This window comes from Dysgonomonas termitidis, assembly GCF_042654545.1.
Classification (GTDB): domain Bacteria; phylum Bacteroidota; class Bacteroidia; order Bacteroidales; family Dysgonomonadaceae; genus Dysgonomonas; species Dysgonomonas termitidis.
The window spans coordinates 39,245-63,991 of record NZ_JBHSGN010000011.1; the positions used below are offsets into that span (position 1 = coordinate 39,245).

The 24,747-nt window shown below is 41.0% G+C and carries 16 protein-coding genes; 1 reads left to right on the forward strand and 15 read right to left on the reverse strand.

The window, feature by feature from the left end; genetic code table 11:
• Window positions 1-26 precede the first annotated feature (26 nt).
• Complete coding sequence (locus ACFO6W_RS01950) at window positions 27-2,327, reverse strand: glycoside hydrolase family 3 protein (RefSeq protein WP_379993621.1); 2,301 nt, start codon at window positions 2,325-2,327, stop codon at window positions 27-29.
• Between the two features lie 200 nt (window positions 2,328-2,527).
• Between ACFO6W_RS01950 and ACFO6W_RS01955 the strand changes: the two genes are divergently transcribed.
• A complete protein-coding gene (locus ACFO6W_RS01955; RefSeq protein ID WP_379993622.1) occupies window positions 2,528-3,274 on the forward strand; it encodes an NUDIX hydrolase in 747 nt (248 codons plus the stop codon).
• 10 nt (window positions 3,275-3,284) lie between these two features.
• Here ACFO6W_RS01955 and ACFO6W_RS01960 read toward each other — a convergent pair whose 3' ends face one another.
• The 14 genes from ACFO6W_RS01960 to ACFO6W_RS02025 all read right to left on the reverse strand — a co-directional run bounded on the left by ACFO6W_RS01960 (window position 3,285) and on the right by ACFO6W_RS02025 (window position 24,730).
• Window positions 3,285-5,663 carry a cytochrome c biogenesis protein CcsA gene (locus ACFO6W_RS01960; protein ID WP_379993623.1) on the reverse strand — a complete coding sequence of 793 codons (2,379 nt, stop codon included), beginning with the start codon at window positions 5,661-5,663 and terminating at the stop codon, window positions 3,285-3,287.
• A 9-nt stretch (window positions 5,664-5,672) separates the two neighbouring features.
• The gene (locus ACFO6W_RS01965) at window positions 5,673-6,818 is read right to left on the reverse strand and encodes a Rid family hydrolase (protein WP_379993624.1); all 1,146 of its coding nucleotides are present in this window, start codon (window positions 6,816-6,818) and stop codon (window positions 5,673-5,675) included.
• A 12-nt stretch (window positions 6,819-6,830) separates the two neighbouring features.
• A complete protein-coding gene (locus tag ACFO6W_RS01970; protein WP_379993625.1) occupies window positions 6,831-7,556 on the reverse strand; it encodes a hypothetical protein in 726 nt (241 codons plus the stop codon).
• A gap of 11 nt (window positions 7,557-7,567) precedes the next feature.
• Window positions 7,568-8,788, reverse strand: coding sequence for a porin (locus ACFO6W_RS01975; RefSeq protein WP_006799955.1), 1,221 nt, complete (start codon window positions 8,786-8,788; stop codon window positions 7,568-7,570).
• A gap of 25 nt (window positions 8,789-8,813) precedes the next feature.
• On the reverse strand, window positions 8,814-10,202 hold the full coding sequence (locus tag ACFO6W_RS01980; RefSeq protein WP_379993686.1) for a di-heme oxidoredictase family protein: 1,389 nt from the start codon (window positions 10,200-10,202) through the stop codon (window positions 8,814-8,816).
• 130 nt (window positions 10,203-10,332) lie between these two features.
• The gene (locus ACFO6W_RS01985; protein ID WP_379993626.1) at window positions 10,333-11,493 is read right to left on the reverse strand and encodes an imelysin family protein; all 1,161 of its coding nucleotides are present in this window, start codon (window positions 11,491-11,493) and stop codon (window positions 10,333-10,335) included.
• A 55-nt stretch (window positions 11,494-11,548) separates the two neighbouring features.
• Window positions 11,549-12,850, reverse strand: coding sequence for a hypothetical protein (locus tag ACFO6W_RS01990; protein WP_379993627.1), 1,302 nt, complete (start codon window positions 12,848-12,850; stop codon window positions 11,549-11,551).
• 290 nt (window positions 12,851-13,140) lie between these two features.
• Window positions 13,141-15,171, reverse strand: a complete 2,031-nt coding sequence (locus tag ACFO6W_RS01995) for a glycoside hydrolase family 97 protein (protein WP_379993628.1) — start codon at window positions 15,169-15,171, stop codon at window positions 13,141-13,143.
• Between the two features lie 544 nt (window positions 15,172-15,715).
• Window positions 15,716-16,864, reverse strand: coding sequence for a glycerate kinase family protein (locus ACFO6W_RS02000; protein ID WP_379993629.1), 1,149 nt, complete (start codon window positions 16,862-16,864; stop codon window positions 15,716-15,718).
• Window positions 16,865-17,045: 181 nt separating this feature from the next.
• Window positions 17,046-17,240, reverse strand: coding sequence for a hypothetical protein (locus ACFO6W_RS02005; RefSeq protein WP_379993630.1), 195 nt, complete (start codon window positions 17,238-17,240; stop codon window positions 17,046-17,048).
• Window positions 17,241-17,585: 345 nt separating this feature from the next.
• Complete coding sequence (locus tag ACFO6W_RS02010; protein WP_379993631.1) at window positions 17,586-18,878, reverse strand: GntP family permease; 1,293 nt, start codon at window positions 18,876-18,878, stop codon at window positions 17,586-17,588.
• 7 nt (window positions 18,879-18,885) lie between these two features.
• A complete protein-coding gene (locus ACFO6W_RS02015) occupies window positions 18,886-21,693 on the reverse strand; it encodes a 3-keto-alpha-glucoside-1,2-lyase-like domain-containing protein (RefSeq protein WP_379993632.1) in 2,808 nt (935 codons plus the stop codon).
• Between the two features lie 24 nt (window positions 21,694-21,717).
• Window positions 21,718-22,974, reverse strand: coding sequence for a Gfo/Idh/MocA family oxidoreductase (locus ACFO6W_RS02020; protein WP_379993633.1), 1,257 nt, complete (start codon window positions 22,972-22,974; stop codon window positions 21,718-21,720).
• Window positions 22,975-23,194: 220 nt separating this feature from the next.
• Complete coding sequence (locus ACFO6W_RS02025; RefSeq protein ID WP_379993634.1) at window positions 23,195-24,730, reverse strand: hypothetical protein; 1,536 nt, start codon at window positions 24,728-24,730, stop codon at window positions 23,195-23,197.
• Window positions 24,731-24,747: the final 17 nt, after the last annotated feature.

Sequence of the window (24,747 nt, forward strand, 5' to 3'; positions counted from 1 at the left end):
AGGGTTAAAAAGGTTTTCTTCTGAATTTAAGGTTTAGCGTACTTACTTGTGCGATTATCTTTTATCATACCTTTCCAGTTCATACCAAAAGCAAAGTCATATACATTACCCTCAGTATCTTTGTGACATTCCATATCATACGGAACGTCCTCATATTGTTTTTCTACAGTTGACATATTAGCCGGCATCTGTACAGGAAGTAGTCCTGACGGTTCATATTTTCCGGAAACAATATCCAGTATTGATTGAGCGGAGCTCCCGAAATTTACAATTATACCATCCATATATTTTTCAAATTCATTAAATATCATCGGATTAGACACATCTACGATTGCAATCACAGGTTTGTCTACCATCATCTCCCTAGTCTTGAGCAAAACATCCAAATCATTAGAGTTACTCGTTCTTGTTGATTTTCCATTATAAGAACGATTCTTAATATCAGGATCTATAACAGGATCACCTGCTGCAATACTATGTTCTCTGGCTTCTGTTGCTGTATATGGATCGTATTGAAGCGAAATTGGAATATAACCATTCCCTCTGGCTTTGCGATCGGTCAAAGAATACCCCCCATGCTCGCTCTTTGGATTACTCACAAAGACCATGGCAAAATCCGCTTCTGCCGGATTTGCAGTTACATTGTAATATTTCTTCACAATATTTAGGTTTACAGGATAATCTAGTTTTGATTCAGTCCATATTCCCCACCAGTTCTTAGCAGAAGGGGTATATACTTTTGGTATGAACACTGTTTTACGATCTATAATAGGAAGGACATTATTTTTATTTTTTAATAAAACCGATGATTTCAATTGAGCTTCGTATCCTGCTTCCATAAATTCAGGATTACCAACAATTTCTGAGCTTTCCTGTGGATTCAGATATGGATTTTCAAACAGTCCGAGACGAAATATATTTTTAAGCAAACGAACAGCTGATTGTTCAAATCGTTTTCTCATATACGACTTACCAAATTCTTTCTCTCCCATTTTATAGGCTTCAAGAACCGGGCCCTTTTCGTTATTCCCTCCGAATTGATCTACTCCGGCTTTGATTGCTAAATAATGCCTTTCCGCAATAGATTTATCTTCTACGCCCCATGGTTTACCGGCAAATACATCGGGAGTTTCCCCTTCATTAGCTGTAATCAACCAATCGGTACAAACAACTCCATCATACCCATACTTCTCACGCAGCAAGTCTGTCACTATATATTTATTAAAACCGTTTGCATAATTAGAACCATCTTTAGACTGATTATACGATATTGTATAATAAGGCATTACTGCAGAGGCCGTCCGGGTCTTCCCATCGAGATTGAACGCCCCTTCTGTGAAGGGTTTCAAATGCTCTTCAAAATTATTACCCGGGTACACAGCAAACTTACCAAAAGCCCAGTGTCCATCGCGTCCACCTTCCTCAGGACCTCCACCCGGCCAGTGTTTGACCATTGCGTTTACACTTTTATACCCCCATCCATCAGCTATTTCATCTTTACCGGCAGAATCCTGAAAACCATCTACATAAGCCCGGGCCAGATCCGTAACCAGTTTTGCACCCTCTCCAAAGGTCATCCCCATACGAAACCAGCGGGGTTCTGTAGCTAAATCTATCTGTGGTGATAAAGCCGTACCAATGCCCAGCGCCCGATATTCGGCAGAAGCTATTTCTCCAAACCGCCTTACTAAATCCGGATCAAATGTAGCTGCTAAACCCAATTCCCGGGGCCACATAGATATTGTACCGCCACCGGCATTGAATTCTGCATCACTTGTTGTTGCATGACGCGGGTCAGAACTGGTATTCCCTGGTATTCCAAAATCTATACCTTCCAGAAACGCCTGCATTTCATTATTCCATTTCGCCGCGATTTCCGGACTTTGTATAGTCATTACTAATACATGCCGAAGATTGTCTTCTTTCAGAAATTGCTTCTGAGCATCTGTCAGATCCCATGGATTAGCCCCACTTTTAGAAAAAGGTTTACCATCATATGTACTTGAACCAAAACCGAAATCCTGTGCAGGGATGGTTTGATGTATGCTATAAAGCATAAGGCCTGCAATTTGCTCTATAGTCATCTTTTGAGCTAAATCTCCAGCTCTTTGATCTACAGGCAGGCGCCAGTCTTCATATTTATCAAGTTTACCATTCTTATTCAGGTCTTTAAACTTAAGTCCACCGACTGTAATTATCTTCACTCCGGAGTTTGGAGAATAAGCCAGTGTAGCTCCATTGCTATTTTCTACAGTAATAAACTTTTCTTGAGATTGGCTATATAAGGTAATCAGTATAGCTCCAATTAATAATAGTGTGTTTCTCATGATTTCTTATTTTATCGCTAAAAGTGCGTTATTATGACGCAAATATATTTTTAATATTTGGATTTTGAATCAAAAAGTGCGTCAAAATAACGCATAAATGTTTTACAACATATTTTATGTGTCCCATTGACGCACTTTGAATATATTTTAATTATTACCTTTGTACTTATAAGATCGAGCAATATAAGTTCCAACAGAAGATGAGTACAAACAAATTATGGCCATATAATGCGGAGAATATCCATCCGGGATTTTCTGTCGATTGTGTCATTATCAGTTTTCACAAAGGAAAGCTAAAGGTATTGTTGAATAAATTCAACCTTGAAGATTACTGGTCTCTGCCCGGAGGATTTATGCTCAATAGTGAAGCCGCAGATGAAGCTGCATACAGGATACTAAAAACGCGGACCGGATTAACCAATATATTTTTAAAACAATTTTATCTTTTCAGTGATCCCAAAAGGACGATAATGAAGCAAAATATAGATTTTGTAGAAAGGAATGAAACGACAAAAGGTGAAGGGCAATGGCTTTTAAGAAGATTTATCTCTCTGGGTTTTTATGCTCTTGTTAAATATGATGAGGTAAAGTTAACCTCCGTAGAGGGTGAATTATCCAAGTGGTATGATATCAATATCCTTCCCAATCTGTATTCAGACCATAATAATATAATAAAAACAGCTCTTGATACAATCCGTACAATGTTACCTGTAATACCAATAGGATATGAATTGCTTCCGGAAAAATTTACCATGACCGAATTACGTAAGATATATGAAAATATCCTTGGTAAAACACTCGACCGACGCAATTTTCAAAGAAAAATTCTCGCTGAAGGCTATGTATTTCAATTAGAAGAAAGAAAAAAATCTCAGGTGTACAACGCACCCATATTATACTCGTTCAATTTGCAAAACAGAGATGAGAACTTTCTGGGGAAGTTTTAATATAATCCGGCTATATTTCAAATTCAGCATCTCCCATCTTTTTATACTTTTTATAAGAAACGTATAACAATCCCATTACTAACAGGCTTATCAGTATAATGAGAATAATGGTAGAATCGAATTGCATCTCCCCCGCATAACTGTGCATTCCCCCAAGAAAGTAGTTCACACCAAAATAAGTCATCAACACAGTAGAAAATGATAGTAGGCCAAAGGCATGAAAGAAAAACAGATTCGTAAATATTTTCAGATTTTTCTGGTGAATAATCAGACTATACACAAGAAATGTTATCAGCGCCCATACCTCTTTCGGGTCCCATCCCCAATAACGTCCCCACGATATATTTGCCCATACAGCGCCTATAAAAATACCGGCGCCCAAAAATAAAAGACTGGGATAAAGACAGATCAGACTGTAGATTTTATTCTGTTCCAACTTCTTCAGAGTATCCGCAGCATCTTTATTCCGACATAGAGCTATCTGTATCAATGAAATAAGACTGTTAAGCATAATAAAAGCCAATAGTGTATAGGCAAGCATAATCACTGATACGTGAATGCTTAGCAGTGGGGAGGAAAGGACGGGTACCAATGGCGTTATCCGGGGATTCATCATACCCAAATGAGCGACCAAAAGAGAACAGCCCGAGATTAAGTAGCCGAATGATACTATTAAAGGCATTTTGCGTCCTGCTAAAACGGCGATCAACATGGCTGACCATGCAATAAGAAGCATCGTTTCAAATCCGTTACTGAACGGCAATCTTCCTCCGATATACGTTCTGATCCCAATAGAAAAGGTATGCACAATAAAAGATAGAATAAGAATACCGAAGAATATCTTATCTGCATGCTTAACCCTCTTATCCGCCAGAAAAAAGACACATAAGAGTGACAATAATCCCAGAGTAAGATTTATTTTAAACAAGATCGAGGTAAAATTTACATTGGTATAAAAGATCTCTATATCACGATGCAGGTCTGATGGAAGCACTTCCTTTGCATTCGCTTTCTGATAATCACTTATCGTTTCAAGAGCAAGCTTCGCATTCTCTTCGCTATTGACCGAAATTGCCTGATAATAAAACAAAAGAGAATTCCTTATCAGTTTTATATTTTTCTGTTCATCTTTAGTTCTGAGATTTTGCGTAGGGTAAAACCACTTTACATCATTATCAATCTTTTGCGGATATATCTGTAAAAGGCTCCCGTTATGAAGCATATTGATTAATTGTATCTTCTCATCCAGCTTTTCCACCTCTTTCAACAAAGACGTTTTTGGCGAATTACTGCTCAGATCTTTCCAATACTTACTTAGCTTATAGTTACCTTCCGTATCATAGAAATCTATCAATGCAGCTTTTTCGGTCTCGGCATTTAATTCTTCTTTCAGCATACCATCCTTTACCTCGAACAAGGCTACCTGTTGCCATTTGTCAGGAAAAAAGAGAAATCCCATCAGGAATTGATTTGCATCGAGATAACTGAATGATGTCTTCCCTGTAATTTTCAAAGTGAAATCATGGGCAAAGGTTGCTACAGGGCTTATTCTTCCATCGTACAGCATCCATAATTTACAGAATTCCTTTACTTGCTTTTTGTTTACTGACAAGCTATCCTTAGTAAGAATCTGAGAAAAACAGGAAACCGGAATAATAAATAATATGATTATCAATGCTTTTTTCAGGAGGGGATGATTCAGCAACTTCCGGAAAGCATTCTGAGGCGAGAATAAATACCAGATCATCGCTAAAACGAATAAGGCATAACCGGCATAGGTCAGAGGAATTCCCCAACTATCATGGTTGACACTCAATATACTTGTTCGCCAATCGTCTTCGAAAGACGACTGATAGAAGCGGTAGCCATCGTAACTGAATATATTATTCATAGACACCTCTGCTATCGTGGTTTTGCCCGACAGTTTATCCTTTATGGAGAAATGCGAAATATAGTCGGCCGGAGCATTCGTCCCCGCATAGTATGAAACATAGAAAGTATCCAGCCGCATCCGGAAAGGTAGCTCAACGGTATCCGCGTCAGCCTGCATTTTGCTGCAATCCGTATCTTTATTGAGAATAACATAGCCATGTTCGGCAAACAGTTTTGTACAAAAAGCCCCGGCTAGTATCAGTATAAAAGAAATATGGACAAATAGCAATGACAAATTCCTGTACATCTGCCCTTTTACAATTCCTGTAAGGCTGAGTATAACTAATAATCCCCACAAAGCGGAGAACCACCATGAGCCGTATATATGAGAATAGGTATATTCCGAACCATGACTCTTTTCTACAAAGGTTGCCAAAGCCATAATAACGGAAAGGACAAAAACACCCCAAAAAGGAAGCTTCTGTAATGAGAATAATGCCAACAATCTATTTTTCATCTGTCAAGATCAGAATTTCTCAAACTGATTCGCTTCTATTTCTTTGATTGCAATACATTCTATTTCTATCAGCCATCCCGGACGGCAGACAGGAGCCCATACGATTACTTTAGGCAATTCTTTATAATATTTATCAAGATAATCAGAAACTATCTGATAGTCTGCCGTATCGCGCAGATATACAATCATTTTCGAAATATCATTCATTACCGCATCCGCCTCAGCGAGCAGAACTTCTATATTCTCTATTGTCCGCTCTATCTGTTTTTCAATATTGGTAAGATGTACAATTTCGCCTTTATTATCTATACTGGCCGTGCCTGATATGAAAATATGCCTGCGATCGCCATAATCCACCGTAGTTCCCCGCTCGAAAGTCACCCCGTATTCGTGGGTAGGATTCAGGTGAGTAGAGGCATGGAGATATTTGATTTGTTCCTGAGAAATACCTTTAACAGCATAAGCGTCCATCAATACCAATGTCTGAGCATTTGTATACCGCCCTTCTATACCTGTACTTGCAATATAATGAGTCTCTTTATTCAGACCTTCTCTGTTGAAGCAAGCAATACGGGCCTTTACCATCTCTGAGTAATGAACATCTACTCCCTGCACATATATCCAGGTGCGGATACAATTATCCTTCAACGTGCAACCATGCAGATACAATGATTCCAGATATGTATTGAAAATACATTCCGTCTCGGCATACTCATCCTTCAATGACTTCTGCAATTGGGTATTATAAATATGCTTAAAATGAGGGCGCGACAAAACTGTTGTACCATAACCATCTGTATGTATTCTACTATCAGCGACAAAATATGCCCACATGGATACTTTTGTTCCATTCAGAGGAGGCTGTTGTACAACAGAAACGGCAGCGTTCTCATTCTTCTGTTTCAAAAATTGGGATTGATTGACAGCATCACTTACAAAGTACCGTTTCAATACCAATGTGGAACCAAGTAATATATCCGACTGTTGCAAACGTTCCAGCGCGGCTTCTATATCTCTGTACTGAATTTCAGCATTGTTATATTTATTATTTAGCTCAATAATGGCATGATATTCTGCCACCCCGCCTTCGGGTAAGAAGCAACTTAAATTTATATTGACGGACAAGTCGTCCCATCCTATATTTCTATATTTCATTTCTGTTTATGATTATTCACTTTTAGCCCCGCCTTTTATCCACTGCCCGACCAGAACAATATCATCATCTTTAAGAGAAGAGAGACTCGAGTGTTGATTCTCTAAGGCTTCGCCTTTCAATATATCCATCAGATAACTATTCTGGATATTTCCCGGGCTTATCCGCATTTTATCAGGATTATGCAATGCCGTTATATCTACCAAATCTGCATGACTCCTGCCTTCGGTTAAATGCAGGCCCGCAGCGGCAAATCCGCTTCCCCCGTGACACTGGAGGCATTGAGAAAACACCTGTTTCTGCACCCGCCCAAACATTGCCAAATCGATATTTTGAAGTGGAATTTCAAAATCTTCCTGCGGCATATTAACTATCGGATAGGTATAAAAAGGATAAATCTTATAGTTACTATGTTCTTGTACGAGGTATAATGCCAGATATGTTGTATTCTCCGGAATATTAGCCAACGAGACCGTAACCACTCCATTATCTGAGGGTTTAGATATTACTTTCGATGATATTGGATACGCCAGATCATCGTTGAAAGATCCGAACACTATCTTATAGCTTTCAGGAAAAGCCTCGATGTGTGTAAATTGGAAACTGACAGAAACATCTACATCCGTTCCGCCCGAAGTCTTATCTTTAGGATATATATCCCCACTATCGCAACCTGAAGTAATGACAGACAATAAGACGACAAACAATATCCAAAATTTTATCAAATTATTCTTTCCCATGATTTTATTTATCAGAAAGAAAATTGGAACATTACCTGTGCAAAATGTTGAGCAAGACCTAAGTCATCATTATCCCTCTCCAGTTGGTTTTCGTGACCCCATTTTCCCAGATACTGATACATAGCCTGTAATTTCAGGTTATAACCGACAATATAATAATTGAACCCTACTGCCGGAGCATTCAGGATTCCATCGGTTCTGGATGAATTACGGTCAAAAAAGTCATATCGCGCCGCCAATTGCATTTTCGGATTGACAAAATACCCTCCCTGAATATAGCCGCCGACAAAATCGTAAGAATGAGAAACCTGCTGCCTTTCTACAAAATCCATATTTAAATAATAGGCTTCTGCCGAAATATACCAGCGGTTATATAAATAGGAAAATTCCAGACCTGCACGGAAATCATTACTTGCCTGCCAGTTGGCTTCCACATTGTAAGAAGAAGAAAGCGCGACTAAAAATTTATTATTATTCAAATCATCGGGGCTTCCCTGATGGGTAGGCATCACACCCTTAGGCATATAGGCAATACGCCCCGAGTATAACAGTGACGGGATGTGCAGATCGTCGCTGATAGTCTTCTTCGCGCTATTCACAGTTATGCCTGTTCCATTAAAAATCCCTACCCTGTATTCCCATTTATTCTTAATCAAGCCATGTACCTGTACGCCAAGATCGAACCCGGTCGCAAAATTAGGATTGACTGAATTTATAGAATATGGAATATTAACCGGAGCTGTGAGCGAAACAGGTAACGATGGGAAAAGCGTTTCTCCCAATGTCACAAGATAGGCCTGATTAAAAGGAGTTTTAAATTTCCCCACACGGAAGCGCAATTCATCTTTCAAATTGAGGTCTGCCCATGCTTGCTGAAGCAAGGCATCTCCCGACTGAGCCGCATTCAACGTAAGATTGAACGTTACTTTTCCGAAAGCCTTTCCGGCAAAACCGATCAATGCGTTTCCTATCTCAAAGCCGCTATTGGCTACATTATCCTGATCGTCGGCACCTATCTGCTCATCATCGTAGTAATTCATCTTGGCCGATGCCTGTACAAGAGCAAAGGGTTTAAAAACAAAGTCCCCGGCCTTACTTTCGAAGCTGAATCCTTTCTTTCCGGCAAGAGGGATAACATCGCTTTCGATATATTTATCATTATTATCACTCTCCTGTGCTAATAAATTTACGGATAGAAGTAATCCTGCGAATAATAAAAATCTGAATTTCATATCAATGTATTCTTTTCTATTTAGTTTAAAGTGAATTGAGGAATATCTGCAAAGCGTCCCTGTCTTCTTTCGACATGCGACTGAACAACTCCCGCGACACACTACCCTCGCCTCCGTGCCACATGATAGCCTCAAGAAGGTTCCGGGCACGCCCGTCGTGCAGAAAGTGCGTATGTCCGTTTACAGTTTCCTGCAAACCAATGCCCCACAACGGAGTTGTACGCCACTCATAGGTATAAGCCGCTCCCGATTTATAACCGCTGTCCAGCTCACGTCCCATATCATGCAAGAGAAAATCGCTGTATGGATGTATCGTCTGGTTGCACAGCCATGGAAGGCGTGTCCCGTTAAGCAAAACAGGGGCATCCTGCCGGGTGTGTAAAGTAGGGGTATGACACAGATGACATTTGGCTTTATAGAAGTTCTCTTCGCCTTTTTTCACCAGTTCATGCGTAATATTCCGCCGTGCGGGGACACCCAATGTGCTCAGATACAGATCGACATTCTCCATATCATGTGTTGATATCTGGATACCGTAATGTGAGTAACCAACGTTCTGAGACTGTCCTTCGCTCACTTCGAGCGGGTAGCGGTCGTTTGTAACTCCCAGGTCGGACGAGAAACCTAATTCTACGGTCAGGTCTGCATGATGTGCTTTATTCCCGCCCACTCCTATCATAGTTTTGTTACGTTCCTGTATGACGGCAAGCCGTCCCGAAATTCCGTATTCGGGATAGTTGCTTTGTGCAGCCAACCTTCTCAATTCATCTGGATCGAGCGCCATTATCTGCCCCATGCCAACATGCCGGAGAGGGATACGTACATCAATAATCAGATCTTCCGGTTTTATTTCATCGGCATACCATTCCGATATAGAATAATGAGGAGTGATGAGAGAGTACTTCTCCCCATCAGGAAAAGAATACTCTTTCTCTTCATAAGTTACCTTAAGCTTACCCTCCGGCTCAACCCCTACAATAGATTGATCATGTAAGACTCGTCCATATTGACGAAAAAAGGCTCCATTCTTTCGTGTAATATAAGCAAGCATAGAAGAGAAGCCATATTTACCGGAACCTCCTTCCGAAAAAAGAGTGGGATAAGTCCGCCCTGCATTCTTATGGCAACTTCCGCACGAATAACCTGCGTAGAGAGGGCCAAGCCCTCCTTTGTTCGGATCGGACTGGTCTGTTGTCCGGGGATCATCATAAAGTTGATCTCCCAGATTGAATCGGGTCAGCATATCACCCTTCACCCACGGCGCAGGAGTATCATATGCCCTGATCCCGGACATAAATACGGTAGATGTTCCGGCCGATAATTCGTCCGGATGCGCAACTTTTCCATTGGGCTTGTAAATGATATCATCGTCGTTGTCGCTACAAGCTGTAAATGCCGTGATGCAAAGACACATCACGACACCAACTTTTAAGAATTTATATCTTAACATAAATAGTTTTTCATAAATCTGTCAGAATCTAAGTAATATTGTTATTCCCTGATTCTCCTATTTGTTGATTACTTAGTATAGAGAAAAGAGATTATTAATCTTTCAGCTGTTTAATTTTCTCGAAACTCAATTGTAAATCGGTACAAGCATCAATTGCCGCATCCACTTTAGCTCCGGTCAGATTGTTGCGGAAAGGACGTTGCATCCCTTCATTTATCGCTTTATATGCTTTGTCTATTGCGGCAGTAATCTCTGTATCTAAAGCTGCATTCTTAGACTCTACAAAAACAGACATGCTGTGTTGGCTTCTGTTGGATGTTGTTTTATTCAATCCCCCGAAATACGAGTTGCGAATACTGATAATATTGTTTGCATAGTCATCGATTGAGTTCCAGCTATACCATGACTCCACTTCTAGAACCGCTTCGTCGGTTCTTCCATCCAGAGCCAAATCTCTCGGAGCTCCTATTTTCTGGGCAGCAACTTCATCTGCGATTCCGGCACATCCTTCAATTATATTATCAATGGCATCATCCATTGTGGCAAGGTCGACACCACTGCTTGTTATTGCATTCTTGAAATTATAAGCAAAATTGTATTGGGTAGGATCTTCGTCAAACGTATTAATTACAGCCTGATCCTTTGCACTGATGTTTTGAGTTCCATTCCATGCAGCCCACAACATGATGCAGTCATTTCTAAGATATTCGGTTGCTACTACTAAATATTGGATTTCTGCATCGGAAAGAGGCGTAGAGGAAAGCACTTTAGGATTTCCTTCCGAGAATATGAGGTATTCGATTGTATGAAAGCCATGAACACCCGGGTCCATAATCTTATCGATAGTAATATTTCCGGAATTGATTATTTTATCTATATCTCCTTTCTTCAGAGGCCATGAATCCAAAGAAGGGTCAAGACCCAGCCTGTCTGCCGGTCCGTATAAACAACTTTCACTTTGCTCCCAAGGGATACGTGTGGCACGCCAGGCTGCACAAACAGCATTCAGGTTTGTTTGTGTTCTTCCGTTACTGGCGTTAAATGTTTGCACCGCATCATAGAGGGCCCAGGCCTTATTTTTCATATCTGCATACGTAGGAAGTATAACATCATCTGTATATACTTTCAGCACCTGGGTAAAATCATATCCATACCCGTCATCTGTAAATTCACCTCCGGGACTGTCTTCACCGCATGAAGAAAAGAAATATAAAGCAGAGAATAACAGTAAAAAATAAACGCTTAATTTTTTCATTATTTTGGTTATTATGTAAAATTGATATTAAAAGGATTCGGATTAATCAATATTCTTATTTTTTGAAAAACCATCCGGTATACACCAAAGCCAAACCGAATGTATTCTCATCATTATAGTTTCCTCCATCAAGCCTTCTGTTCGAATAATCGGCTTTCAGAACCATATTAGGCAACAAGTTATAGTTTACACCAAATGTGAATATATTCCGTTTGTTTATAGGCATTTCGGCCATACCTTCCTCTACATTTTCAGCACTGTTATAATATTCATATCTTACGAAAGGCATTAATCTTTCTTTTGTCTTGAAAAACGACAGGATATTATATCCGGCCTCAATGGAATATGTTACAGCATTTTTCGCCACAGGTGTCCGGGAGAAACCTGTATTTTTCGATACACTTTTGTTTATTTGAGATACTCTCTTCGACGCGCCGAGGTTTCCATATACAAAATTACCCCTCACAGCCAGATTCTTTGACAGGTATTGGGCATCCGCCGAAATGATGCTGACAGGAGCTTTTATACCGGTCATCTTTTGAGGTTTACTTGCATTCTTTGCCGTGTTTCCATAATATCCGGATGCACTTAATCTCAAATTCCTGATTCCTTTATATTCTACCCTTCCGGCAACTGCGGGATTGGTCATCGTAGAACTTTCAAATATGCTTTGACGCCCGCCTTTTATCCAATTGGCCGATGAGAAGCCATTGGGATCAAGTCCGTTAATAAGCATCAGTTCGTATCTGAACCCGGAGAAATAACCGAGTACCGATATCCCCGTTTCATGCCATGTGCAGGGTAATATCGTAGATTCACCCTCCGGTCTGGTTGTTCCGAAAAAGAATATAGGTTCGTGATGCGCATTCGTAATGCCTATAGGGACAATCATATGCCCGGCCCTGATATTAAAGGCATTACTAAACCGTTTGGTTATATGGAACTGTTCCAGTTCTATTTCACCGCCTTTCTCTATCTCGGTTTCATATTCTCCACCTTCTTCATATTCAAGTTCCATCGCAGAACCTGTACCTCCGTATTCTATCTCAAGTTCGGTAGAAAATACAATGTCAGGCCTGAATTTATATTCGAACGAAAATACAGCTCTGGGTATTGAAATATAAGAGCGTTTGTCGCTTGGTGCTCCTGCCGGATCTTTATACCTGTCGGGACCATAATCCATTTGCTGAAAAAGAATCTCTCCGTATCCTCCAAAACGATATTTATTGTAATTCCATTCGGGAGGAGTATCTGCTGCGATTGTATCGCTTTTTTCAGGGATAGCCTCTTGCTGGGCTAAAATTTTATTACAGAAGAGGATTGATAGTAGTATTAATAACGTAATCTGGGTCTTCATAAATTTTATCTATTTATAATAGACGACAAATGTACAGGTGTTAATTTTATCTAACAATCACTATTTTTTATTATATTTTGATAAAACCATACCTACATCTAGGTATGATTTAGTTAAGAAAAACAAACTTTTCACTACAGAATAATATTGCATGCTCGATTTAAAACCATATAGGCGATATGAATGGTATAAATAAGAGAAATAAATCAAAAAGGCTCCCTAAAAAGACAAATACTACATAAACCTATCCTTCAGACCGTCATACACTTTAATAAATAACAACTTATTAATCAATTAAATACAGGATATATCTTTATAACATATCCTCCGCCGGGAGCCATCAAAACAGGCAATTTACGATCTACCGGAATATCTATAACCTCTTTCCTGTAATCGCGGGCGGCTTTACCGGCATTCACTCCATCCTTAAATACTTCACCTTTGAACCTGCCTTCACCCAGAAAAGACAGATCCAGTTCAAGGCTTCGTGCATCCCAGTTAGTCATGGAGCCGACATACCACACATCTCCTTTCTTACGGGCAATACTTATATATTTCCCTATTTCCCCGTTCAATGAGATTGTGTTATCCCAAATAGTTGGCACTGAGGCGATATATTCTGTACATTCTTTCTCTCGCATATAATTGGAAGGATTATCGCAAAGCATATTCAGAGGAGATTCGAATATGATATATTGTGCAAGTTGACGACAGCGCGTACCCTGACTCATGGCTTCACTATACACAGACCTGTAATTGCTCTTAGTCGCGTTACGCATCGCACCCTGGGTATAGTCTACCGGGCCGGCGACCTGACGGATAAACGGCATTGTAACATCATAAGTTACCTGATCGGTATCTGCATCCCATTTCATCTGCTCCAGCCCGAATACACCCTCGAAATTGATAACATTGGGGTAAGTGCGTTGCAATCCGGTCGGTTTATATGTACCATGATAGTCCATCAGCATTTTGTACTTCGCGGCAATCTGAGCCCCTTTGCGATGGAAGTCCACCATCAGCTGATCGTCTCTATCCATAAAATCCACCTTGAATCCTTTTATTCCCATTTCGGAATAATGTTTACAGATACCCTCCATATCACGATTGAGCGCCCAGTATCCTGCCCATAAGATAAGTCCTACATTTTTCTTGCCGGCATAATCTATCAGTTCTTTCAGGTTTATTTCCGGTACAACCTGCATTAGATCAGCTTGCAGGTTCACAGCCCATCCTTCATCCAGAATAACATATTCAATACCGGATTTTGAAGCGAAATCAATATAATACTTGTAAGTTTCGTTATTCACCCCCGTCTTAAAGTCCACACCATACAGATTCCAGCTATTCCACCAGTCCCAGGCCACTTTCCCCGGCTTCACCCACGAATAATCTCCACGGGCAGGGCTAGCAAGTTTATAGACCATATCGTTATTTGCCAGCTCATAATCTTCCGATGAGATGATTACCGCACGCCACGGAAATTCCGTAGCCCCCTCAAATTTAGCAATATAAGGTTCCACGGAATAAACCTCACCCTGCAACATATTATGGCCGCCTTGCTTAATTTCATCCGGATAAGGAGCAAATACGCCGGAGAGGGTATTACCTCCTGTCTCATTATACAGGTACATACCCGGATAATTCATTAAATCGGCCTCTGCGAGACATACCTTTTTCCCGTTAATACCTTCAATAACCAATGGTGAAAAAGCCAAACGCCCTTTTATCCATTCAGATAAGAGACTATGTTCATATATATTTTCGAACGAATTATAAAACTGCATTTCAAAAGTTGTGTTCTGATAACCGGTCTTAGCCCTCTTCGACTGGTTATCCCTCACATAAGGGATAAAAGCCTTGGTATCGCCGGGGAAATTAAAATCGGCTTGTTCATTTACAACCACAAAAGGTTTCTTCGACGTAGACACAAAACGATAAGCGATACCATCATTATATGCCCTGAATATCACGCTGTAGTCTCCCCTGAATTTTAAGGAAAGCTCATTGTAACGATCTTCAATCTTGTTCTTCTTATAAATAAGGGCGTCGATAGTTTGATTTATTGTCCGTGTCGATGATTTTTCCAATTCAGCATTGACGCCATAATTAAATCCGTCGCCTAAAGTCATGGAGGCAGCAGATCTGTCAAGCATCAGATCTCCTTGATGAAACACAGAATACTCTATGGTTTTACCTATAGATATATTAACTTCAATCTTGCTATCAGGTGATTTCAGAGTAAATTGCTTTTGTGCCAGGATATTCGCCTGACAAAAAACTAAGCTTATCAATAGAATCAAAAAAGTATTATTTCTCATTGGTTTATTGTATTCTTATTTATAAATAATTATTTGGAAAACATGCTGAATTAAGTAATTGATCGCAATTAATGACACATTTCAAACTTTTTCAACTCTATATTTCCTCTTTTTATTAATCGTTTATTTTTCAAGCATATATCATCAAAAGGTAACAAAGGTAACAGATATATCAGTTAACAGTAAACAGTCATCAGTAAACAGTATCGTGGTCTGTCATGCTGAGGGAAACGAAGCATCTCGTCAGAGAGTAGTTAACAACCTGTCTCTCGTATCTTTCTCCAAAAAGGTAACAAAGGTTACAACTTTTACAGTCAACAGTAACAACCCGTATCTCATATAACTTTCAACTTACTACTTAAAACTTACTATTTGTTAAAAGGTAACAAAGGTTACAGTTTTCGCTCATTTTCCGATAGTAGCTTTTTATCTTTCGCATATCACATCAAATCATTTACATACAGATAATTAAATTCATTATTTATTACAAAATTCAAAGTATAAAAACCATATATATAAATATTTTATATTGCTTCCGGATTTTCTATATCTTACTACGGCTATTTAATAACCTCACTATATTCTCCACAGTTCTCTCCACATTTTCTGCTCCTTTCATCATCGCTTCCCCGATAGTCATTGCTCCGGGTATAATCCCCAAGATAGCATCAAACCCCATACTGTACAACTGTTCTATACCCTCTCCTATATACCCGGCAATAGCTATCACTGTTTTATCTGCCGCTTTTGCAGTCCGTGCCACCCCAAAAGGTGTTTTCCCGTATTGTGTCTGAAAATCGATACCACCTTCACCCGTGAATACTATATCCGCTTTTCGTACGATTTCTTTCAGATTGGTATAATTGATTATAATATCAACCCCTTTTTCCAAACGGGCATTGGTAAAGGCTAACAATCCGGCTCCCAAACCACCTGCGGCTCCGGCACCGGGTACATCTTTCACTTCTTTTTTCAAGTCCCTGGAGATAATCCCTGCATAACGATCAAGCGCATTATCCAGAATCGTTACCATTTCAGCAGTTGCACCTTTTTGCGGGCCAAAAACAAAAGACGCTCCGGTCTTGCCGCAAAGCGGATTTGTAACATCACAGGCAACTTCAATATCCACATCTTTCAACCTCGGGTCGAGTGAAGAAATATCTATCCTGTCCAATCCGGCTAATGCAGCCCCTCCCGGGGGAAGCTCCCGTCCTTCTTTATCCAGAAATTTCGCTCCGAGCGCCCGGGCAAAACCCGCACCACCATCATTGGTAGCACTCCCTCCTATTCCAAGAATAATTTTATGAACACCCCTGTCGAGACATGCCTTTACTAATTGCCCTGTACCATAAGTCGTGGTATTGAGTGGATTTTTTGTATCCTCATTCACAAAGTGTATTCCACTGGCAGAAGCCATCTCAATAGCAGCAGTTTTGCCATTACCCATAATTCCATACCGGGCTTTTACTTGTTTACCCAAAGGACCTGTAACGTCCAGTTCATAGATAGTCCCGTTTGTTACATCTACCAGCGACTGCATTGTACCTTCTCCGCCATCGGCCATCGGTACTTTTATACATTCCGCATCGGGTAAAACTTTCTTTATCCCGCGTTCCATGGCATCACAAACCTGCTTCGCAGTCATCGAGCCTTTAAATGAATCGGGAGCCAGAACAAAAACGGTATTTTTCATATATGATAAATATTTGTTTAAACTAAATGATATAAAGTATGCGATTGTATTGTAGAATTAAATATTCTAATCTTCTCGACATAATTCTATTCTTAATTTATATAGGGAATTTTAGCTCAATCCTGCCGCGCCCTCCCGGGCTTGTCCTCACTTTTGGCATTGCCCAAAAGTAAGCAAAAAGCTAGCGCTTCGTTCCTCGGCGACCTGTCAACGGTTTGCCGGCTGAAAGAGACAAACGGGCTATCACCCCGTCCCTTTCTACGCCGACTGCACCGGACAGGTGCCCGCCTGCGGCACTAATGCGCATCCGCTGACGCCTTAGTAAGCGAAGCCCTTTGATGAATAAATACGCGTCAGCAGGCGCCGTATGCTTCACGGACGGGCACCCGTCAGGAGAGAAAGGCTAAAAAACGAAAACGTGTTTGAGCTTATCCGACGATTCGGATTATACAAACCCCGGAGCGAGTTTTTTCGTTTAGCCGTCTCTTCTGCTAACGGGTCGGCCTTTGAAGTGGGGCGCTAAAGCACTTTTGGTTCCTTTTGGGGCTTTGGCCAAAAGGAACACAAGGAATTTTAATTCCGCGTAGAAAAAATGCATAGAATAATTGAACATTTTCGTTAAGCAATGAAGGCAGAATCAAATTTATTTGAATTATGCCATTGCGAGAAAATGACTAATGAAATTGAACTATTCTATATAACAATAAACATTATCCATTCCTCAAAATATAAACCCATACAGAACTGTAGAAACAATTGTCATAACCCCACCTATAATGGCTTCATACGGAACAACTTCCATACGCTCCTTTATCGACATATACATCGAACCTGCCGTTACATGAAAATAATTCCCCTGAGGAAGCTGGTCTATCACCGTTGCCCCTGTGTGCACCATCACCGCCGCTGCAATAGGTGCCGTCCCTATATCAAGAATGGTTTTACCGAAAGAACCCGAAGCCAATATCACCCCCGTGGATGTCGAAGCGGTTGCTGCCGCCATCAAAACTCCTGCGATAGGGGCAAGAAACGTCCCGGAAATTCCGGATTCATTGATAAGAGCCACAATCCTTACCGATAAATCCGATGCGGATATCAATCCGGCTATCGCTCCCGCGCCTATCAGTATAAGTACAGTTGCGGTCATACGGTTCATACCGCTTGCTGTATAATCGAGTATTTTCTTTGCCTTTCCCATTGCCATCATCCCTATTATCCCGGCTACAGGAAGCACATACATCGCATCCAGCTTCAGGCTTTGCAATGCAGGTATCCCAAAGACAGAACCGACAGGATTGACCATTAACAATAATATCGCAACCACCGGTGCAACAATCGCTTTACGAAAAGGGGGATAATCCGAGGTATCGGCAGGCATTTTTATATCGCTGTCCTTTATCTCCGATCCTTTATTTCTTATCATCGTAGCCACAAAAACAGTCACAAGCAATCCGAAAACCGCAGGGATAAAGCCATAGAGCATGACATCACTCAACTCTACCCCGAAGCCATTGGCAACTGCAATAGAATTAGGATTAGGAGATATTACATTACCAGCCTTCCCTCCGCCCGAAAGAGCTAAAAGAAGGGCTATCTTGGAAAAACCCATTGTTTTAGCGACCGACAGTCCGATCGGGGCAACAATCAGCACTGCTACCGGAATGAATACTCCTACGGCCGTGATTATCATCGTGGCCAAGGCAAGAGCAAGAATGGCTTTACTGCCCCCGAGCTTTCTTACGATAGTCTGCGCAATGGTTTCCGCAGCACCCGAGTCCATCATGACCCCGGCCAGTACCCCGGCTGCCAATACCCTGACTACAATACCGATAATACTTTGCGTCCCATTAATTATAATAGTGGTCGTCTGTAAGAAGTCGGCTCCCCCGATCAGGGAGCCTGTTATCGCGCCCAGAAATAAAGAATAAACAGGATTCAGCTTTTTTAAAATCAGGATGATCGCTATCGCCAGACCGATCAGGGCTCCATACCAGTGGATGGTTGCTGCTTCCATATATAGTTTATTTCAGGTTCTTGATCCTTATGTTTTTAAACTTAACAGGCGAACCATGACCAAGGAAACCTATATGTCCTTTTTTGTTGAATAGTCCCGGATGATTTTTCTTATCAGGTATCCCGTTTTTAGTCGCTTCTTTTATATTTCCGTCAAGGATAACAGTCCCGTTAAGAGTTATCTTTATGTTATCGCCATTAGCAATAACTTCCTGATAATTCCATTCTCCGACAGGCTTCAGATATCCTCTCTTGGCCGGAATAATACCATAGACCGAACCATGATACTGATACGGGGCAAGATTGCTGTACACAGGAGCTTCATTATCCAGAATCTGCAGTTCCATACCAACATAAGCGGCATCACCTTCCATCGGGGTACGGATACCCAAACCATTGTTTGCGCCGGAGGTCAACTGAAATTCGAAACGGAAAATAAAGTTGGAAAATTCTTCTTTCGTATATAGATTTCCTCCGTGGGCACTGCTTGGATGCAGTGATATACAGCCATTCTCCAAAATATAGTCAGTTATGTTTCCTGTCCACTGGTCCATATTGGTTCCGTCAAAGAGAATATAATACCCCTCCTTTTTTTCTTCGTCCGGGAGCAGGAAGGGCTTAGGAGGAACTAAACTACTCAGATGATCGCGAATAGCCTGTTTCTGGTACTCAGCATCCGGATTATCAAGAACCAGGATCACCTTATTTAATAAATCTTCCACATTTTTCCCTGCAAAATCTTTATTGACCAGAGCTATCGTCATTACAGCCTGGGCAGCTTCCTGTTGCACAGACGCGTCATCGAGATATTTCCCTGCCGCCAGCATTGCGGGATATACATTGGTTTTACCAAGCTGGGTTAATATAGATTTCTTTTGCGCGGTAGTTCTGGCCAGCAACAAGGCATTGTCAAGATAGCCGAACCGTTCTTCCGCCTTGATCTGAGGCTTAGAGACAAGCCCTATATATCCTGATAAGGAGCGGTCAAAATAGGCGGACAAGCCGGTATCTTTACAGATAGCCAACAAGTCTTTGGCTGCCTCCATACCTTTCCAGTCGAGCAACGACCGGAAAGCGACTTCCTGAGCTTCGCCAGTAGAATTTTTGAAGCCTTCGGATATTATTTTTAATGCCTGTTTGTCTCCGGTTGCGGCTAAGACAGGGTAGTACAGGTATTTTTTATCTGAAGAAGTTTTATCCATCTGGTTAATAACCAAAGTCACCTGCTTATCTGCAGGATATTCCGATAATGAATTTATTATAGCTTGCTGCACCGGAAATACGAAAGAAGCATCGGATTTTTCCAACAACCCATACAGACCGGATAAATTACCGGAGGTACTGACATCTTTCAGTGCTGCATAGGCAGCCGCCTTTACATCTTGTGAATCCGATGTCAATAAGCCGAATACTATATCACCATATTTCGACGCTTTTCGGACTGCCAGTAATTCCAAGGCGGCAACTTTCCCGTCATTGGTCGCCTTATCCATTACGGGAACAATAGCAGCAGATATATTTCCATTCATAGATAACAGGCCATTTTTAGCCATCAACACAACTTCCTTATTATCAGATGCCAGCAAATCCGCCAGAGCCAGTATAAACTTATGCCCTCCGATTCTGACCAAAACATCTATGGTCGCTTTTTTCAGGACCATATCATTGTTTTCTAACTGCTCAATGAATATATCTGTAGCGAAGGAACCTACTAATGCTTTCTTCTTTTCATCTGCGCACTCCTGTAAAAACCAGTTGGTAATATCCGTTTTTACTGCCGGCTGTGCTTTTCGCATTGTTTTTAACAGTTCCCTATACATATTTCCGGAAGCAAATTCCGATGCAAAATTCAGAGCAGCAAACCGATAATTCCTGTTATCCTCTTTCAGTGCAGCCTGCAATAGCTTTAACACATCGCCGGTATTTGCACTCATCAGTATTTGCAAAGCAGCTTCACGCATATGTCCCTGACCTGCTTTTTCGGCTTTTTTCATCAAATCATTTGCCGACTTCGCCACATCTTTTGCGTCACCCTTATCAAGCAATCTTTTCAGCAGCGCTATGTAAGCCTCTGTCGCTCCTGATTTATCCACCGCATAACCCGCCTTCTCCGCGGCTAAGGACAAATCTTTTAAAGAAGCTTTTGATCCGCAACGGCTTAAAGCATACAGTGCGGCTTTCCGGGTATCGTCGTCCTTATCATTGCCCAATATAGCAAGTAATTTTCCTTCCGCGTCTGCTACCTGCATTTCAGCGATAGCTTCGATAATATCTTTTTTCGCCTTTTGATTAGTCGCCGTAGCAAGAGCATCCAACAGTGCCTTGGCGGCATCATCGGATTTGATCGAAACCAATGCACGACAAGCCGGGCCACTTAAAGATTCATCGCTGATAAGCGACGACAGTTTTTCCACAGTTTCGTCTTTTCCTACGATCTGGAGCTGACGGATAATAAAGGCTTTGATATCTTTACTATCAGTCATATCCAATGCTTTTATATAAGCATTAGAAACAGTTATACGATTTGCGTCCTGTCCCTCAGCAGAAACATAGCAGGAAAGCCCGTTCAGGACATATTCCACCTGAGCATTGCTTCCTTTACCGGGAGGATTTATCATTTTTATCAACTGAAAAACACCTTCTTCCTTGGTCGAAACAAGGTCATTTAACAGCGTATTGTATTGTTCTGCATTCTGAGCCGGCATCTGCGCCAGAACATCAGCAACGATAGTCTCAACCGTTCTCCCTGCCGGAGTCTGGCCTAAAGCCATAAGACAATATATATAAGCTAAACATAATAAATATATCTTTTTCATAAAAATCACTTTAAGATTAAACCATTATATATTCCACGGAGAGCGCATTAGTTGATCCACAAGACGGTTTGCCGCCTCATCATTGATAAACTCAAGTCTTACCGGATCGAAATGCAATGTGCGGTTTAGCCTTAATGCTACAAGTCCCATATTCACAATAGTTGCAGACCTGAATCCGTTTTGCTCGTTGAGGACAAATGTTTTCCGGGTTTTCACACTTTCTATAAAGTCCGTGACCTGGGGTTCCGGTTCGGGATAGTCGGCCAGTTTCTTTTCCCAACCGGGAATATCGCATACGAAGTTTTTGTACACATTTCCCTTAGGGCCTGATATATACGGAGTATCAGGATTGCCATAATCACCTCCCCACAATACGATCTGGCAACCATCGTCATACGTATAAGTTATAGAACGCCAGACACCGATGGCATCGGGATGCTGTTGAGGCGCATCTACCTCCACTTTTACAGGACTTGTATGGTCTTTACCCAAAAGATACTGAACGGGATCTATGTAATGCTGTCCCATATCGCCCAATCCTCCGCCATCATAATCCCAATAACCACGGAATGTGCTATGTACACGGTGGGAGTTATATGGTTTGTACGGCGCGGGTCCGAGCCACATGTCATAATCCAGTTCTTCAGGAACAGGTTGCGGTTCAAGATACTCTTTTCCTACCCAAAAGAATTTCCAGTCGAATCCGGTATGTTTACTAATCGTTACTTTCAGCGGCCAACCTAACATCCCACTCTGTACCAGCTTCTTTAACGGCTGAACGGGAGTTCCCAATCCATAAAAATTATCTTTGAAACGAAACCATGTATTCAACCGGAACATGCTTCCGTATTGTTTTACAGCTTCCATCACCCTCTTGCCTTCTCCTATAGTACGGGTCATAGGTTTTTCGCACCAAATGTCTTTTCCGGCTTTGGCCGCTTCTACAGACATGATACCATGCCAGTGCGGAGGGGTTGCTATATGGACAATATCGACATTTTTGTCCATAATGAGATCCCTGAAATCATGGTATGCCGCTATTTTGTCTGTGACAAGGTTTTTACCTAATTCCAGGTGTTTCTTATCTACATCGCAAACTGCGACTAAACGTGTACCAGCATATTTAAGATGTCCACGTCCCATATTTCCTGTTCCAATTATGCCCTTAGTAAGCTGATCGCTGGGAGCTATATAGCCATTTCCCAGTACTTGCCGGGGAATAATTGTAAGAGCAGTGAATGCCCCTAAAGTCTTAATAAAATTTCGTCGGTTAGTTTTCATAATATCTGCTATTTATATTTCATGGTTTAGCGTTTCAAGGTCCAGAACTTCAATATTTATAATATAAATCTTCTCAACTCCGCTTGTACAAATAATTTGCAGTCTATATAATTCTTTTTAAGCTTTATACAATACAAATCTACAAACAGTAATGATTGCCGAGAAAAGAGGGAAGTACAGATTATATATCTGTACTTCCTCAAAGATAAGATTATTTCCGTTACCGTTGAACGATAATTTTCAGTTTACACTTTCTTCCATAGAGTTTTGTCACTCCGGAATAATCGAATCCGGCCAGTCCCGGAGCAGAGTAGTGTGCACTCATACCATTGCCTGAAGCTGGACGATCTATTTTACAGCCATCCTTCAAAGCATCAGAATCGTCCGGAGCTTCCAGTACTTTTATTATACCCCATTTAAATTCACCATCTATATTGCGACGGTTAAAAGCAACATATGTACCTTGTTTAATATTGTGGCTACAGGCATCCACCTGATCTGTAGATGCTCCCTGACGCCACATAACAAGGTTGTTTGTCGTAGCAGTAGATGCAGCTAAATAGCTTTTAAGTCCATCCAACGCCTCGAAAGTTTGCCAATTACCGGTGGCGTCTTCAAAAAAATTATCTAAGTCCATACTTGTAGCAAGGACATCGGTGATTATCTTAAAGTTAGAAAGATTTAGTGTCATGGTAGTTAACCATTGAGCATCTTGTTGCCTGCCTACAGGTCCTCCATTAAGGCGGCTTGCACCAACAAATGCAAATCCACGTTGTGCAGTATAAGCAAAATTAGTCTGGTTACGCCAGATATTTGCAAACATAAAGTCAACATTACCACTACTTGCCGAGATTGCCTCATTTAAGGACAGTACATTCTTAACAGTTCCGTTTACGTTTACTCCATCAATAGAGAATATATACGGCTGGTTCGGATCACCCGGATTTTCCCATTCCGGAGCCATCTCTACATTATCAAATATATAAGCTCTGCCCGGAGGTATTCCTGTTATCCCTTTAATATCCACGAAGTGTACTTTCTCTACATTTCTGATATCGACAGCTTTAATCATAATCGCATCTGCTCTTTCATCATCTACAACAAGAGAGAACTGGAATAATTTTTCTTTATCGTTCGATACAGCAATATTCTTTACATCCTGAAGTTCAAGATATGGTGATTTCTGAACCAAACCATAGCTCAAGGATTTAAGCCCCTCAATGGAAGATACCACCCCCTCCAAAGAAACACTTCCATTTAATTCTACAGACTCTATCCCGGCCGGATTTGTTGTGATTTTCGGAGGTATTCCTGTTATCTTTTCAATCGAAATATTCTGAACCACTTGTTTTACATAAATATCATTGGCTACAATCGCAATACCACCTGCGTCTTCAGCATTTACTGGAACTTCAATAGAAAAGCTATAAGTATTTGGAAATTCCGCTAACTTCACATGCACTCTTTTGTTCGCGTCGATTTCTTCATACCCGTCTGCCGTTTTACGCAAAAGAGTCCCATAAATATTCCGTAACCCATTAGGAGCAGTAACGGTACCTTCCACTATTTTGTTGGTATTTATATCCACTTCGCTATATGATGTTTCAGAAGTCAGGCTTACTGTCGGAGGCGGATAAGCATTATCGTCCAGATAATTGGTCGCTTTGTCGTCATCGCCACAAGCCATAAAAAGAGCAGCTACCATAAACGAAACACACAATAATCTATATCTGATATATAATAGATTCTTTTTCATATTCATTCATTTTTAGT

Bases quoted from the DNA above. Each gene is read 5' to 3' on its own strand.
- ACFO6W_RS02025 (WP_379993634.1), bottom strand. From the start codon at position 24,730: ATGAAAAAGAATCTATTATATATCAGATATAGATTATTGTGTGTTTCG.
- ACFO6W_RS02010 (WP_379993631.1), bottom strand. From the start codon at position 18,878: ATGGAAGCAGCAACCATCCACTGGTATGGAGCCCTGATCGGTCTGGCG.
- ACFO6W_RS01985 (WP_379993626.1), bottom strand. From the start codon at position 11,493: ATGAAAAAATTAAGCGTTTATTTTTTACTGTTATTCTCTGCTTTATAT.
- ACFO6W_RS02015 (WP_379993632.1), bottom strand. From the start codon at position 21,693: ATGAAAAAGATATATTTATTATGTTTAGCTTATATATATTGTCTTATG.
- ACFO6W_RS01965 (WP_379993624.1), bottom strand. From the start codon at position 6,818: ATGAAATATAGAAATATAGGATGGGACGACTTGTCCGTCAATATAAAT.
- ACFO6W_RS01955 (WP_379993622.1), top strand. From the start codon at position 2,528: ATGAGTACAAACAAATTATGGCCATATAATGCGGAGAATATCCATCCG.
- ACFO6W_RS01975 (WP_006799955.1), bottom strand. From the start codon at position 8,788: ATGAAATTCAGATTTTTATTATTCGCAGGATTACTTCTATCCGTAAAT.
- ACFO6W_RS01995 (WP_379993628.1), bottom strand. From the start codon at position 15,171: ATGAGAAATAATACTTTTTTGATTCTATTGATAAGCTTAGTTTTTTGT.
- ACFO6W_RS01990 (WP_379993627.1), bottom strand. From the start codon at position 12,850: ATGAAGACCCAGATTACGTTATTAATACTACTATCAATCCTCTTCTGT.
- ACFO6W_RS02000 (WP_379993629.1), bottom strand. From the start codon at position 16,864: ATGAAAAATACCGTTTTTGTTCTGGCTCCCGATTCATTTAAAGGCTCG.
- ACFO6W_RS01960 (WP_379993623.1), bottom strand. From the start codon at position 5,663: ATGAAAAATAGATTGTTGGCATTATTCTCATTACAGAAGCTTCCTTTT.
- ACFO6W_RS01950 (WP_379993621.1), bottom strand. From the start codon at position 2,327: ATGAGAAACACACTATTATTAATTGGAGCTATACTGATTACCTTATAT.
- ACFO6W_RS01980 (WP_379993686.1), bottom strand. From the start codon at position 10,202: ATGTGTCTTTGCATCACGGCATTTACAGCTTGTAGCGACAACGACGAT.
- ACFO6W_RS01970 (WP_379993625.1), bottom strand. From the start codon at position 7,556: ATGGGAAAGAATAATTTGATAAAATTTTGGATATTGTTTGTCGTCTTA.
- ACFO6W_RS02020 (WP_379993633.1), bottom strand. From the start codon at position 22,974: ATGAAAACTAACCGACGAAATTTTATTAAGACTTTAGGGGCATTCACT.